Annotated in this window: 14 protein-coding genes; 7 read left to right on the forward strand and 7 right to left on the reverse strand. The window is 49.4% G+C overall.

Annotated elements, in window-relative coordinates; all coding sequences use genetic code 11:
* Nucleotides 1-5: 5 nt before the first annotated feature.
* The 6 genes from AB8516_RS16320 to AB8516_RS16345 all read right to left on the reverse strand — a co-directional run bounded on the left by AB8516_RS16320 (nt 6) and on the right by AB8516_RS16345 (nt 5390).
* Nucleotides 6-278, reverse strand: a complete 273-nt coding sequence (locus AB8516_RS16320; RefSeq protein ID WP_369162235.1) for a TMEM165/GDT1 family protein — start codon at nt 276-278, stop codon at nt 6-8.
* Between the two features lie 72 nt (nt 279-350).
* The gene (locus tag AB8516_RS16325) at nt 351-1124 is read right to left on the reverse strand and encodes an anti-sigma factor (RefSeq protein WP_369162237.1); all 774 of its coding nucleotides are present in this window, start codon (nt 1122-1124) and stop codon (nt 351-353) included.
* On the reverse strand, nt 1121-1633 hold the full coding sequence (locus AB8516_RS16330) for a sigma-70 family RNA polymerase sigma factor (RefSeq protein ID WP_369162239.1): 513 nt from the start codon (nt 1631-1633) through the stop codon (nt 1121-1123). The genes AB8516_RS16325 and AB8516_RS16330 overlap by 4 nt, the downstream gene beginning before the upstream one ends.
* A 32-nt stretch (nt 1634-1665) precedes the next feature.
* Entirely contained in the window at nt 1666-1914 is a 249-nt protein-coding gene (locus tag AB8516_RS16335) for a hypothetical protein (protein WP_369162241.1), read from the reverse strand.
* A gap of 166 nt (nt 1915-2080) precedes the next feature.
* Nucleotides 2081-3520 carry a DUF5666 domain-containing protein gene (locus AB8516_RS16340; protein ID WP_369162243.1) on the reverse strand — a complete coding sequence of 480 codons (1440 nt, stop codon included), beginning with the start codon at nt 3518-3520 and terminating at the stop codon, nt 2081-2083.
* Between the two features lie 730 nt (nt 3521-4250).
* On the reverse strand, nt 4251-5390 hold the full coding sequence (locus AB8516_RS16345; protein WP_369162245.1) for a hypothetical protein: 1140 nt from the start codon (nt 5388-5390) through the stop codon (nt 4251-4253).
* Nucleotides 5391-5414: 24 nt separating this feature from the next.
* On the opposite strand from AB8516_RS16345, the gene AB8516_RS16350 reads away from it, so the two are divergent.
* The gene (locus AB8516_RS16350) at nt 5415-6449 is read left to right on the forward strand and encodes a cytochrome c (protein WP_369162247.1); all 1035 of its coding nucleotides are present in this window, start codon (nt 5415-5417) and stop codon (nt 6447-6449) included.
* On the opposite strand, the gene AB8516_RS16355 is transcribed toward AB8516_RS16350, so the two are convergent.
* A complete protein-coding gene (locus AB8516_RS16355) occupies nt 6422-7450 on the reverse strand; it encodes a cytochrome c (protein ID WP_369162249.1) in 1029 nt (342 codons plus the stop codon). The genes AB8516_RS16350 and AB8516_RS16355 overlap by 28 nt on opposite strands.
* Nucleotides 7451-7789: 339 nt before the next feature.
* Here AB8516_RS16355 and AB8516_RS16360 point away from each other — a divergent pair, with 339 nt between their 5' ends.
* The 6 genes from AB8516_RS16360 to AB8516_RS16385 all read left to right on the forward strand — a co-directional run bounded on the left by AB8516_RS16360 (nt 7790) and on the right by AB8516_RS16385 (nt 13722).
* A complete protein-coding gene (locus AB8516_RS16360; RefSeq protein ID WP_369162251.1) occupies nt 7790-8632 on the forward strand; it encodes a cytochrome c3 family protein in 843 nt (280 codons plus the stop codon).
* Nucleotides 8633-8682: 50 nt separating this feature from the next.
* A complete protein-coding gene (locus tag AB8516_RS16365; RefSeq protein ID WP_369162253.1) occupies nt 8683-9786 on the forward strand; it encodes a peptidylprolyl isomerase in 1104 nt (367 codons plus the stop codon).
* A 150-nt stretch (nt 9787-9936) separates the two neighbouring features.
* Nucleotides 9937-11601: a hypothetical protein gene (locus AB8516_RS16370; protein WP_369162255.1), complete on the forward strand. Its 1665-nt coding sequence runs from the start codon at nt 9937-9939 to the stop codon at nt 11599-11601.
* A 44-nt stretch (nt 11602-11645) separates the two neighbouring features.
* Nucleotides 11646-12044 carry a c(7)-type cytochrome triheme domain-containing protein gene (locus AB8516_RS16375; RefSeq protein ID WP_369162257.1) on the forward strand — a complete coding sequence of 133 codons (399 nt, stop codon included), beginning with the start codon at nt 11646-11648 and terminating at the stop codon, nt 12042-12044.
* A complete protein-coding gene (locus AB8516_RS16380; RefSeq protein ID WP_369162259.1) occupies nt 12022-12876 on the forward strand; it encodes a c(7)-type cytochrome triheme domain-containing protein in 855 nt (284 codons plus the stop codon). The genes AB8516_RS16375 and AB8516_RS16380 overlap by 23 nt, the downstream gene beginning before the upstream one ends.
* Before the next feature lie 138 nt (nt 12877-13014).
* Nucleotides 13015-13722 (forward strand): hypothetical protein, encoded by a 708-nt coding sequence (locus AB8516_RS16385; RefSeq protein ID WP_369162261.1) that lies wholly within the window; start codon nt 13015-13017, stop codon nt 13720-13722.
* The last annotated feature ends 1 nt before the right edge of the window (nt 13723 follow it).

The following is a 13723-nucleotide window of genomic DNA, read 5'->3' on the forward strand; positions in this document are numbered from 1 at the left end:
TCGACTTATGCTTTTATGAGTGTCCAAACCCCTATTGCAACAAATCCGAAACCGGCGATGTAATGGAGATGTTTTTCACTGATATATTGTGATAGCAGGGCACCAGCTAGTACCCCGATTCCAGATGCAAGAATCAACGCCAGGGAGGCCCCAATAAATACCGTAAATTTACTTACATCTTTGTCTGCTGCAAAAAGCATGGTAGCCAACTGGGTCTTGTCCCCAAGTTCTGCAATGAAAACAACGGTGAAAACCGTAGCCAGAATTTTAAAATCCAATTCTTCACTCCATTTTATTATCTGAAGGGGTATGCCTGAGTGAACGGTACGGTGAGATAGTGTGGAAAATAGTCAGAAAATCAGTTGATTATAGACCGACTCAGCGAGAGGACGCAGTTTCTCTTTTTCCATTTCACCGGCAATGGCGTAGTTGATGGCGTCGTCAACCCAATAGAATATCGATACGTCCTGTTGCTTGGCAAAGTGGAAGGCGCTGCTGCTCTCATCGGAGTGGCAGGCATATAGGATGATGCGTTGCCCCTTCTCGTTTTCGTACATCAACAGGGCGCCTGGCCCGTCGTCGGATGAAATCAATCTTCCACCCAACAGTTGCATATCGTGGGTTTCCAGATGAGGTATGACGATTTGACGTCCCATTCGCTTGCTGAGCCAACTGACCAAGTGGTCACGTTCATCACCTGGGACTTCGACCGGGTGACGTACCTCGGGAGTATATACTGCATAGGCCATGAATGCCTCGATCACTACATGATCGGGTTCGCTCTCGGCTGTTATCGGTACCAGGGTCTGGTTCATACCAAGATAAAACCCTGAAAACAGACCGATTGAGAGCAATAATACTGCAGCGGCCATCTGCACCAAGATTCGGCGTATGCTCCAACGAGGTCTTCTCAGTTGGAGCAGGGTGAGTGGAATCGGCTCATCAAGGATAGGATCATAGATCTGTTTGAGCAGTCTGTTTATCTGTTGATACTCATCCACCTGTCGACGCGCTTCGGGGTTGTCAGCTAAATAGGTCTCAACATCGCGTCTGGCTTCGTTATCAAGCTGCCCATCCACGTAGGCATGCAGCTGCTGCTGTTCTGGTGTAAGGGTCTGTTTCATTTGATACGCCTCAGTTTTGTCGGCTCTTCGCCTTTCAAAATCTGGCGCAGGGCTTCGCGAGCCCGGTGTAACCGGGACATCACCGTACCGGTTGCGATATTCAAAACCTGCGCGACCTCTTCGTAACGCATGCCTTCGACGCAGACCAGCATAAGGATCTCCCGCTGCTCGTCGCTGAGTCGATGCAATGCGTGTTCAAGGTCACGCATCTGTATCATGCCTTCCTGACCTGACTGTCGCTGATCTGCGGTCTCCGACTGGTCAAGGGATTCCCAGGTGCTGCTGTGGCGCCTGCCACGCAGGCCGCTGACGTGAAGGTTATGCATGATGGTGAAGAGCCAGGCGCGCAGATTGGTGTCGCTCTGCCACTGAGACATCCGGCTCAATGCGCGGTCGAGACAATCCTGCACAAGGTCTTCGCTCTGATGCTGGTCCCTGGTCAGGGAACGCGCATAGCGCCTCAGGTGCGGGATATTCTCGATCAGCAATTTGGAAAAATTATCCACCATCAATCAAGTATAACTGGCTCTTTGGGCAGTCGTCACTGAATCCGAAGTATTTTCATCGCTTGGCCCAGAACCTGGACAGACCGGTCGTGCCGGCCGGCTCGGTGATAGGCTTCACCCTCTGCCCTCAGCTTTTGTACTTCGGCCAACTGTTCCGGATTTAGGTTTGGATTGGAGGTCATTGCCACATCTATCTTTTTCATGTCCATAGGGCAGTGGAAGGCAAATGTGGGTAGCGGCACCGCAAGAAGGGATCCCAGCACGAAGCCTATTGATTTATACATAGTTTTGCTCCACTCATTCACGCAATATGACCCAAGGTCCAGACTCGCTATCGCTTCTTAACTCGTGGGTATTTCAGATAGCGGGGTTTCTATGGTATTAACGGTGAAGCCTGAGTAATATTCCCAAAAGCGTCGGTGGGCGGCAAACTGCCGCCCGCATCATCCCTCAATCCTCGAATTCCACCTCATCGGCGGTGCCGTCTCCCGGCTCCTCGTCCTTGATCTTGACCAGCGAACCCACAGTCAGGCCGTTGTAAAAGGTGTCGGCACTGATCGTTGAATCATTGATGTCTTCAAACTGGGTGGTTGCCGAAGTGAAGAGCGTTACTCCTAGAATGGTTACGGAACTATTGGTGACGAAATCCTCAACAGGACCCTGCAAAACCAGATCATCGGTATTATCACGTCGCAGCTCTGTCAGAATCACTCGATTGCTGCTATCCAGCAAACCACGCACCTCAAGAAAATCACCGCTGCCCAGGTCGCTGACAGAGAGTGATTCGACGGCCTTGGTCTTGTCTTCCATGCGTGTGCGGTTATCGACGAAGACGGTAACGCTGCCGTTGCTTAGATTCAAGGTAATCGAATTATCGAGATTGGATAAACTACTGACATGGGCATCGATCTCAATGTCGTTGCCACCTCCACGAGCACCAATTTTCAAGGCCTGCAGGGTGGCGTTGACGATTGGTCCCTCCGCTTCAACCTTGATGCCATTGCCCAAGGTCAGGCCGGACGGTATGAAGAGGGCTGAGGAAGCATCAACGGCTATCCCCGAGATCATGAAATTACTATCGTCTATGTAACCGGTGATAATACCCTCAAGGCTCACTTTGCTAATGCTGTCATCTAAGCCGTCGTCTTCATGGCCTATGCGTGTGGCCTGGATCTCGCCGTTCTCATCGAGTGAACCTTTTACCTCAACGAGGTCCCCATCAGAGATTGCGCCAGTCAAACGACTGAGATCGGTGCGAATACCGCTGGGATCGTAATTGACAGTTACGCCGTTGATTAGGAAGCTCTCGCTTGTGTTATTGCTGACAGTACCCTTCAGTTCGACTTCGCTCACGCCCGGAGTGAAGCTCTCTTTACGCTCGATAAAGGTGGCATTGAGTACCAGGGAGCCGTCATAAAATCCACTCACCTCTAAAAGATCACCTTCGACAAGTGTATCGAATGTTGTGTCATGGAAGCTGGTACCAACCCTGTCCGCAATCACAGTGACACCCAATACAGTGAAGGTTTTGATCAGACCGTCTGCATCCGTGACCAGGTTGGCAACCGGACCCTGCAGTTCGTTATCGAAAACGATGCTACTGGCATTGCCTGTGTTGTCGTCATTTAAAGTAGCGGTTACCGTGACCACCATTCCCAGCTTTAGATCGCTCTCTGTGCCTGGATTATCGTCGACGGTAAAACGTGCTGAGTTGGTGTGGTAACGTACGCCATTGACGTAGATGCTGCCGAATCCGGTGATGACACCTCTTGCCGTAATAATGGTGCCGTCTTCACTTGCGCTTCCACCGCCTCCACCTCCACAGGCGGAGAGAATGAGACAGACAGCCAGCATTGTGCAGAAAATCTTTGAAGATCGACTTAATCTCATGGTGGTAACTCCTCGTTTGAAAATAGTTGTTAACTTGCCGGGCCATTCACCCATCAAATGGATCTTGTTGATCCATAATCAGATAAACGCAAAATATGGGAAATTATTCCCATTATGTTCCTGGGCCAGTTAAATCTATCTATGCTTATGAATTTATTGCGGATTAATAGGAAACGACTCGGCGCTAGTGAACATTCTTCATACTGTTTGGGCGGATTTTAGTCACCTTGAACAGCCCGATGCACACTTGCCTTTGGCAGAAAAACTCATAGTTTTTCCGCTCAGCGGTAGATCAACCGGCACATTCACTGCATCGATAAAACTTACCGTCCTGGTATTGGGGAGGGGTTTACCCTTATGGGTTGCTGCTTCATTCGCATGGGAGGCAATGACCGATGTCGGTCGAATAACCTGATTGATGACATGGGCTGCTTCATGTGGTCCGGTGGTAAAGGTACCCCGACATGGTCGCTGTGTATGTGGCTATTCAGCACAACGTCGACCTTGCCCAGGCGGTGATTATCCGCGCCTGCCACCGTACGCCCGGCATCGTAGAGTAAGCGTGAGCCATCCGGATCTTAAAACAGTATGGCGCGGTCGAATCTGCAGAACTCGCCATCATGGCTCCCCATCGGTGTCACCTTATGACCGCAACCAGAATTTTTTTCAAACCGGATATGAAACGATTTTCATCGCTTGCAGTACACTGAGATGGAGAAAATGGTCCGTTTCATTCGTTGGTATTAGCGAGGCCTGTGAAACCTTCACCTTCGGCTAGCCCGGCCGGTCTGAATATCTCGACCTTACGAAAGAACTGATCAACAATATAGACACGACCGTCTTCGTCAACATCGATACCGGCAGGCAGCATATACTTTGCCGGTCCGGCGGTTTCTGATCGCTCGCCTAGATACAGCAGTAATTCACCTTCAGGTGTGAATATCTGGAAATTACCAAATGCGGCATCAACGACATAGATGTTTCCTTCACTATCCGTTGCGATGCCCTTGGGGCGTGTAAATTGTCCTAAATGACGTCCCGCTGAGCCCCATGAGCTGATAGTCATACCTTGCTGGTTAAGGATTTGAATGCGAAAGTTTCCACCGTCGGTCACATAAAGATGGTCATTGGGACCGATTGCCACATCCCTGGGCAGATTGAATTCTCCATCTGCCTTACCGCGGGAGCCAATTGTGCGAAGGTGTGAACGGGTACGCGTATCATAAACCGCAATACTGTGTCGTGTTGACTTAACACCACCGACATCGACTACGAATAGTGTACTGCCATCCTCGCTCACTTCCACTCCACTGGGACGATCCATCTCTTTGGAAAGGTCTATACCATAACGCCATTTACCGTTGCGGTCGTAGAGCATTAATTTCTTTAATTGTATATCACATACATAGAGGTTCCCTTTGTTATCTGTCGCCACACCCAGGGGTTTGTACAGATCGCTGGCATCGCCACTGTCTCCAATGATGATAGCCTCACCCGATACAAAATCTAGAGCAAATACAACACGATGAACTGTATCACTGATAAATACACGTCCCTGGTGGACAGCGATATCAAAAGGCTTGGCGAAAGAATAACCATCTCTTTGGTTAGCTCCAGTGAGAAGGTTCTTCAAGCGTGAAATTTTGTCGGCAACATTTACTGCGCCTGTGCCAAATATAGTCTTCTCATAAAAAAAGCGCGGCTGATCGGGTGGGGCGGGGAATGCAATCGGCTTTATTTTTATCACCTCGGGGCTACCAGCGCAGCTACTGATGAGTAACATAATTACCAATGCTAGGATTGCTTTCAGGCCTGTACTTATTAGATGATGGAATATATCCGTACAGCTTAGATTTAGTTTGTATCTCATCAATTTCACCGAATCATTTATGTGATGAAGCCAATTCGACGATTGCATCCAGACTTAATTGTGCTTTGCCTATTCCAGCTGGCTACTCTATGCAGTCTGCAAGTTGGTGCATCTGACGCGCCGTTGCCATCTACCACTGCCGATATTGAAAGGCAACTGGAGAAGGGTCGTAAAATCTACAATTTCTACTGCTACTTTTGCCACGGTTATTCAGGGGATGCTAAGACCCTTGCGGCCAGGTTTCTCACTCCACCTCCAAGAAATTTTATCGCTACAGATCCAGAGAGATTAAACAAGCAACGTATTCTCGATGCAATCAGCAACGGTCGTCCCGCCACCGCCATGAAACCATTTCGAGATGTTCTCGCTGATGATGACATTGAGGCAGTCACTCTATATGTGCACACGGCATTCGTTGTCGGCAAACAACCAAATACCCAATACCATACAGTTGAAAATGGCTGGTACGAACATGACCGTTTCCGCGATAGTTTTCCCTTTGCAACAGGTGAGATTCCACTGGATGCTCCCGACGACTCGCTGACTGATAAGCAGAAAATGGGCCTGCAGGTTTACCTTGAAAGTTGTATTAGTTGTCATGACAGATCCCATGTGAAAGATCCGACCGTAAATTGGGAGCCGGTTGCCACCTCCTACCCAAGGCTTGGGTTTAAGACAGGTGACAGTCTTCTCCCTCCAGATGAAAAATCCGGCGCCAGCCCTTTCGCGAAACACGATATTGCGCCCTCCATTTCCGATCTTTCATCCGTAGAACAACTTGGCGAATCTCTGTTCCAACAGAATTGCGCCTTTTGCCATGCAGCCGATGGAACGGGTAAAAATTGGATCGGGACTTTTCTGCAACCCCATCCCCGGGATTTGACCGATCCAAAAGTCATGGCCACTATGAGCAGTGAACATCTGACAAAGGTCATTCGCGACGGTCTCGCAAACACATCGATGCCGGCCTGGAAGTCTGTACTTAACGATGAACAGATCGATGCGGTCGTTCGCTATATTCATCGCGCTTTTCACCCCTTGCCAGGATTCTTGGATTGAGTTCCACTCTGTTTCGGACGGATAAACACTTGGTAGACATATTCCACGATATCGGCAATCTGTTGTGTAGATAAAACCTTATCCCACGCCGGCATATCCGTTCCACGACTGCCCTCGGCTATGGCAGAAAAGAGTTTAGGCCTGTTCAGCGTGTGGCGCGACGCGGTATGTTGGAAATTGCGTGGTTTGGGCAGGATGAAATATGCACGTGGTCCCTTGCCATCCCCCTTGACGCCATGACAATCGACGCAATTCTTCAGGTAATAGCGCTGACCCCTCGAGGCGTCACCGGTGAGGTCTCGGCGGAGTTGCGCGCCCATATCTTCCTCATTCACCAGGTTATAATCTTCTATGACTTCATGTTTTTTATCGTGCTCGGACATGAAGGCCTGTCTGACAAAATCGACCACGCTTGAAATATCATCGTCGTCTAATTGAGATGAAAAGCCTGGCATTGCAGTATCCGCCTTCCCGTAACGCACTACCTTGAACATATGTTTGCGGGAGAGTTGATCGGCACTCCCGGGAAGTGTGAAATTTCTCGGCGGTGGTTTCAGATTCGTCAATGTCCAACGCGCCCCTTGTCCATCGTCACCGTGACAAACGGAACAGTTTTCCGCATAAAGACGACGACCTGTTTTACCGTCCTCAACTGTTGATGGCCGTATCATGGTGATTCTTATGTAATCCGCAATGGCTGCAATCTGTTCGTTGCTCAATTGGTTTTTCCAGCCGGCCATAGCCGTACCGGGTCGACCTTCGGATATCGAGAGGATCATACGATCACGGGTTAATTCGACCGATGATTGTGGTGAGGTAAAATCACGAGGAGGGGGAATCATACTGCCTCTCGCACGACTTTTACCGTCACCGCCGTCACCATGACAAACGGAACAGTATTGTGAATAGAGTCCGCCGGCATCATTCATATTGCCCATGGCAACAGGATGGACCGATAGCATCGGCAGAATAAGCGCCACACGAAATAGATGTCTCATCATAGTATGAACGATCGAAAGAGAAATTTATTCACTATGTATCTAAACAGATTTAGCAAAAACCGAACCAGGCGCCGATTTATGCAGTTGCGGTTTCCAATTTATACAAAACTGAAAAAATCTACGTTTCTCGATTAAGTTTGTTCGACCTTTGCGCTGAATAACTATCAATTCTGGGAATCTATTCCGGGAATTGAGAAATAACAGGCGCAATCTACCCACTTGATATGAGCATATCCCACGTTACTTCTATGAATACCGCCAATTCTATTCTTGGCGCAGTTATTGCAGCCTCCCGAAAAGTTACGTGTTAATTCTGTGGATATCAGATTATGGGGAGGAATGATGAACTACAAATTTATCTTAGCTGGCATTGCTTGTGCCTTGCTTTTCGCATCCAACAGCCAAGCGGCCGTTCGGGGGAGTGATCACGATCTTTCGGCTGGAGGGACGGCACAGGCAACCACATCCGCCACTACCGAGGTATGTGTCTTCTGTCATACGCCTCACGGTTCCAATACGGCAGTCAGTGCGCCCCTGTGGAATAAAGCGAGCCCCGCAACGGCCTATACTCGCTACTCTGATCTTGGAACGGCAACCCTCGATGGTTCAGAAGTTACTGTCGGATCAGTATCCCTGGCCTGTCTTTCGTGTCATGACGGGACGCAGGCAATGGATGTTGTCGTCAACGCGCCCGGTTCAGGTGGCTGGGCAGCGGCAGGAACGGAGATTGATGCCGTTGCCATTTCAGCCATGACGAATACGGGTGGTGCTCCGATTCCGATGTTGGGCACTGATCTACGGAACGACCATCCCATCAGTATCGCCTATGCAGGTGGTGGCTGTGGTGTAGGTGTCGATCCCTGTACACCGTCTACCGGAGCAACCGCCGACCGTGATTTCAACGATGCCCAGCACGCTACCATCAATGGTAACAGCCAGTGGTGGATTGATGTGGCTTCTTACGACAGTACAGGCGACGGTATCCGTGATGCAACTGGGACCGCGGATACCCGCGAGAAATCCGACATGATTCTCTACACCCGTGACTTCACCGGTGTTGATGGGCCATCTGTGGAATGCGGAAGCTGCCACGATCCTCATGAGGAGACTGCTCGACCTGTAAGCTTCCTGCGAATTGCCAATACAAACAGCGATGTCTGCCTTGCCTGCCACATTAAATGATTCTGCCTCCTGCGGCTATGTATATCCTCGATAACATCAGTTGGATAGGTATGGCAGTAGAGCGGTCCGCCAGACCAAAAGGCTGGCGGCTATCGACACCCCGGCGTAATGGATCGACGGGGCAGTCTCCCCCGACGTTTCTGCCGCCGTTAATTCTGCTGCTCATGCTCATGATCTCACTCTCCACCGCTGATGTACATTCAGCGGAAAATGAGACTGGAGAAAAGCAGGTATTCGCTACTGTTAATGGTGAATCGATTCCTATGTCAACCTACCGTGTGATTCTTCACATGGGTGCTCGGCAACGGTTTTACCATGGGCAACCACCTGAGGAGGAGCTAAAGGCCTATCGAAAGGAGGTGGGAGAACAACTGGTTGACGAGATAGTGCTTCACCAGGAGGCGATGCGACGCGGCATCGTGCCCGATCCCAAGCGTGTGAAGCAGGAAGTCGACAAAAATGTCAAGCGTCTTGCAACGCAGACTGGCTGGGAGGAGGCAAAGAAAAAGATGGTGCCTCTTCTTCACCGGGGATTGCAGCGACACGACAGGATTAGGCAGCTCAAAGATCAATTTCGCAGTGAGGTAACGCAACCCAGCGAAGCTGAGGTGCGTGTCTTTTACAATACCAATCTCGATAAATTCACTTCACCGCCGCAGTCGCGCATATCCATGATACTGCTGAAAGTGCCACCTTGGGGCAGCGCCGATATTTGGAGCCAAAAGCGTGAAGAACTGACAGCGATAAAACATGAAATTATTAAGGGAATGGAATTTAGCGAGGCGGCGAAACGTTATTCAGATGACGGCTCTGCTCCCAATGGAGGGGATATGGGCTATCTGCATCAGGGAATGCTGGGGACACAGTCCGAAGAAGCGATTTCCAAACTGGAAACCGGTGATATTTCGGACCCGATAACCTTATTGGAGGGGGTTGCCCTGTTCCATCTGATTGAACGAGCGGATGCACATATAAACCCGTTGGAAAAAGTCCGTCAGCGTGCCATTGAGTTGTTGATGAGAGAACGCCGGGAATCCGTTGTATCGGAAGAAGAGAGACGGTTACGCAACAGCGCCGATATTCACTACTCAGTCCCGGATTACTATGAACAGCGGCTGGAGTTGAGTGGCCGCGGCAAAAAGAAAAAATCTTGATCGGGAACATCGTAAAACGATGGCCGAGTCCGGGTGATGAACAAAGGTGGACTGTTGATCTTGTTTACTGGAACACTCATTACAACTACCGGAGGAGTATCTGGAACCGATTTTGATCGGTCGAGGGCCGTCTTTTCCGGCAGTCTGGGAATGCGATTCCGCGAGGTCATACCAGACTCAGGCGAAAAGTCCTTTCATCGAGCCTACACAGGGGAAGTGATCGGTAGAAATCAGATCTGGAAACCCTGGTTCGGGCATTGGAAGGGCAGACTCTCATCGAGCTGGGAAAGCAAGGAAAACGGTCGTGAGACGGAAAATGAAATCCTCTCAGGATCAGGCGAGATCAATCTGTTTCATTTAAGTAAGTTTCCGTTCTCCGCGTTTATCGATGTCAAGGATAGCCGGGTAGACGATAGCGACGCCTTGGAGCCCGGACGTGAGGAACGCCTGACACGTTACGGTTTGCGGCAATCGTTTACACCGGAATCGGGCGGCGTGAATTTCAACGTTAATCTGTTTCATGACGACCGCGAGGATCTGTTGACAGGCGATTCCGAGATGAGTACGCACGGTATTATGAGCGGTTTTCTTCACCGCGGGCCTCATCGCTTAAGCGCACTGGTATTGGCGAATGACAGGTCGCGCAGCCAAATCATGGACCGCCATAAGGATTGGCAGTCGGATTTCACCCACGCCTACAATCCGGGTGCGAAATTCAGCCTGATAACGAGTATCGGTGCAAGCGGTAGCGAGTCCGAGGATACCCTGGGGGAAAGCGAATCATCCCAGGAAAGATTGGCCACGAACATGTTGTGGAGAGCGGAAACACTGCCTGTTACCGTGCGCGGCGATTTATTTTTCAAGTCGCTATCCAGTCAATCAGAAGCCCGGCGTGACAAGGAGGAAGACGAGACAAGGGGAAATCTTTCATTAACCTACCTGCCTGATGACCATTGGCGTTTAAGGGGCAGTGTGGGTGGCCTGGTACGCACCGGCGATGTTGAAGAGAAGAGTTATGTCCAGTCATTCACGGCCGACTATACCTCGCAATTGATTCCATGGGGTGAATTTACTTACGGCTACGGCGCAGGGATCGGACTTTCAAACGAAATAAACACCGACGACGAGGATGAATGGATCGGACAGACGGAATTTTCCCATAATCTCAATCGTGCCTGGCAATATGACTGGTTCGGGCCAGTCGGCATGTCGATCACGTTTGGCCAGGACTTGAGTTACGAAAGTTCATCGATAGATGAAGATCTGGGGACATTGGTCAATCGTATCTCATATAGCCTGAACTCAACCGGTGAAGAGAGTTCGACAAATCTCAATATCGTGTTTTATGACTCCCGTAATTCCGGGCGCAATGATTTTGCCACCCAGAACATAAGCATTAACGCCATCCATAATCAGCGGCTTTCTCGCTATTCCGACTACGGAATCACATACAACGTCAATTTCACGAGACAGAGAGGGGATAACTCATCCGTGGTTGAGGACGACTTTTTTGCTGTAGATTCGAAACTTGAAATTGAAGATACCGAGTTCAGCAGTCTTGAGATCTTTTACCACAACAATCGCATGTTCAAGGTGCGAAATCTACGATTCGGCAGTCGCCTCAGGGCATCAAGCAGATCACTCTTCCTGGATGATCTAGATTCGGAATCCGGTAATGAATATTTCTGGGAAAACCGACTCGATTACAACATCGGGAAACTGGATATCGACCTACGCACAACTTGGGTTGAGCGACCAGCAGCGGATGATGCAGGCACCAAAACAATCACCTTAAACGTGCGACGGTATTTTTAAATAATGGTCATGACGCCACAATTTGCAACGCGGAGGTTCTATTAATGCGAAAAAGATATCAAATGGTATTGCCATCAATATCAATACTGTTGATTTTCGCATTTACCGTCAATGACGCAGGTGCGGAGTATGGGGATGTGGTGATCAATAACTATTCCGATGAAGCCGGTATGCGGCCAGTGGTGTTTCCCCATTGGTTTCATCGTATACGTTTCCGTTGCAAGGTATGTCATGCCGATCTTGGCTTCAAATTCCAAGCCGGTGGAAATGACATCACAATGCTCAAGATCATCGACGGCGAATATTGTGGTGCCTGCCATAACGGCGACATAGCCTGGTCAGTAGAAAACTGTAACGTCTGCCATTCCGCAACACCCGGCACCAAGACACAGGTACACGAAAGCACGCTGCAAAAATTGATTGCACCGGCTGCCGCCAAGTAACGGAGTTCAAGCAATGAAGAGCCGCCAAACGATATTTCTTCTTTACTTGGTTGTTTTTTTTGTTTCACCGGCATTTGGGGCGAATATTTCACCTGTCGGCAAAGCCAGGGTTGATGAAGTGGCTAAAGACCAAAAGGCAGTTGAGAGTCCTGGATCCGTCCCCGAAAAAAAGAAGGATAGAGATACGTCATCCAACGGTGAAAAGCATGGGACTGGTAAAAAAGAAGCCTCGCAGCAAAGCACTAACGCCAGTGATGGCAAAAAGGTGAGTGACAAAAAACAGGACCCACCGAGAAAGCAAAATGATAAGCAGATCAAACCAGGCAAGAAGCTAGCCTATAACCGCAGTCCCAACAGCTTCAATCGACTGCTGAAACCTCCATCCAAGAGAAACCCGTCGCCGGCCAAGGATGGAATTCATGATCCGGATAACGACGGCACTCATATCTTGCAGGCACCGAAGGATTCCTTCAGTCAGTTGACCAAGTCCAATTCCGGAAATCGGGTGGATTGGGTCGCGGCCATCGAAAAAGGAGAAATTAACCCTCGTTTCGATCGGCTGGATCCTGAGAAGGTCCCCATCATTCTTGACCTGAACATTGTTCGTGAAGTGAAGGGCAGCATGCCCGATGTTGTCTATCCACACAAACAGCATACAGAGTGGCTCGATTGCTCAAACTGTCATCCTGCCATCTTTGTTCCCATGAAGGGGGCTAACAATATCAGTATGGCTTCGATCCTGCTGGGTGAGAAATGCGGGGTCTGTCATGGCAAAGTCGCATTTCCTGTATCGGAATGCAGGAAGTGCCACTCCAAGAACAAAACGGAGTAGCGAATGCATTTCCGCTGCATGATGCTAAAGGCACAGATGATAACGATTCTATCAATACCTGGGTGTATACAAGCCGACTCGAATGCGACACAAGCCGGTATGGAACTTATCCAGCGAAAAGCGCAACTGGGGTACCAGATGTTGGAACAACTTAGCGTAACCAATACAGAGCAACTCAGGGATAATCTGACTCAACTGGTAGCTTCATTGAATGAAAAGGATATAGAGTCACGACTTCACAGTATGGATAAGCTTATTGCCGAGATAGCGGATTTGTATAGGCAGCGTCATGATCGTAAGGCGTTACAGAACCATCATGAAAAAAAACGCTTTCTACAAAGCCGTGAGGAGTTCAGGAGTCTATCTGAGAATCTGGAAAGCGCCTCGAAGGAAAAATTAGACGCCTCGATTGATCTGGCGACGATTAAACAGGCTTATCTTGATGAGCTCACGCATGCCGAGTCCCTGTCGGATGCCGGTGATTATAGACGTGCGATTACCGTCTTGAGCAAGGCAAAAAACACACTCATTCAGGCCATAATCCTGATCAACAAAAATCGCACTATCGAGTACAAACTCGATTTCGCCAATATTGCTGAAGAGTACGAATACGAGCTGCGACGCTATACGAGTCAAAAGATGTTAATTCAATTGGCAATCCGTGAGCAGCAACCTGGTCCCGGCAAAACGGCAAAAATAGATCAAACCCTGGCGATAGCCGATGCGCTTCACGAAGAGGCGCAATCCCATGTGCAGTCTGAACAATACCGGGAGGCATTGAACAGCCAGGAGATGGCCGTCGGCAAACTCAATTCAGTACTGCGATTGATGGGCTATTTCTTTTAAC

The sequence above is a fragment of the Candidatus Thiodiazotropha sp. LNASS1 genome (genome assembly GCF_964212655.1).
In the GTDB taxonomy this organism is placed as follows: Bacteria; Pseudomonadota; Gammaproteobacteria; order Chromatiales; family Chromatiaceae; genus Thiodiazotropha.

Coding starts and splice junctions, on each gene's coding strand:
- AB8516_RS16325 (WP_369162237.1), bottom strand. CDS start 1,124: ATGAAACAGACCCTTACACCAGAACAGCAGCAGCTGCATGCCTACGTG.
- AB8516_RS16330 (WP_369162239.1), bottom strand. CDS start 1,633: ATGGTGGATAATTTTTCCAAATTGCTGATCGAGAATATCCCGCACCTG.
- AB8516_RS16335 (WP_369162241.1), bottom strand. CDS start 1,914: ATGTATAAATCAATAGGCTTCGTGCTGGGATCCCTTCTTGCGGTGCCG.
- AB8516_RS16340 (WP_369162243.1), bottom strand. CDS start 3,520: ATGAGATTAAGTCGATCTTCAAAGATTTTCTGCACAATGCTGGCTGTC.
- AB8516_RS16345 (WP_369162245.1), bottom strand. CDS start 5,390: ATGAGATACAAACTAAATCTAAGCTGTACGGATATATTCCATCATCTA.
- AB8516_RS16350 (WP_369162247.1), top strand. CDS start 5,415: ATGAAGCCAATTCGACGATTGCATCCAGACTTAATTGTGCTTTGCCTA.
- AB8516_RS16355 (WP_369162249.1), bottom strand. CDS start 7,450: ATGATGAGACATCTATTTCGTGTGGCGCTTATTCTGCCGATGCTATCG.
- AB8516_RS16360 (WP_369162251.1), top strand. CDS start 7,790: ATGATGAACTACAAATTTATCTTAGCTGGCATTGCTTGTGCCTTGCTT.
- AB8516_RS16365 (WP_369162253.1), top strand. CDS start 8,683: ATGGCAGTAGAGCGGTCCGCCAGACCAAAAGGCTGGCGGCTATCGACA.
- AB8516_RS16370 (WP_369162255.1), top strand. CDS start 9,937: ATGCGATTCCGCGAGGTCATACCAGACTCAGGCGAAAAGTCCTTTCAT.
- AB8516_RS16375 (WP_369162257.1), top strand. CDS start 11,646: ATGCGAAAAAGATATCAAATGGTATTGCCATCAATATCAATACTGTTG.
- AB8516_RS16385 (WP_369162261.1), top strand. CDS start 13,015: ATGTTGGAACAACTTAGCGTAACCAATACAGAGCAACTCAGGGATAAT.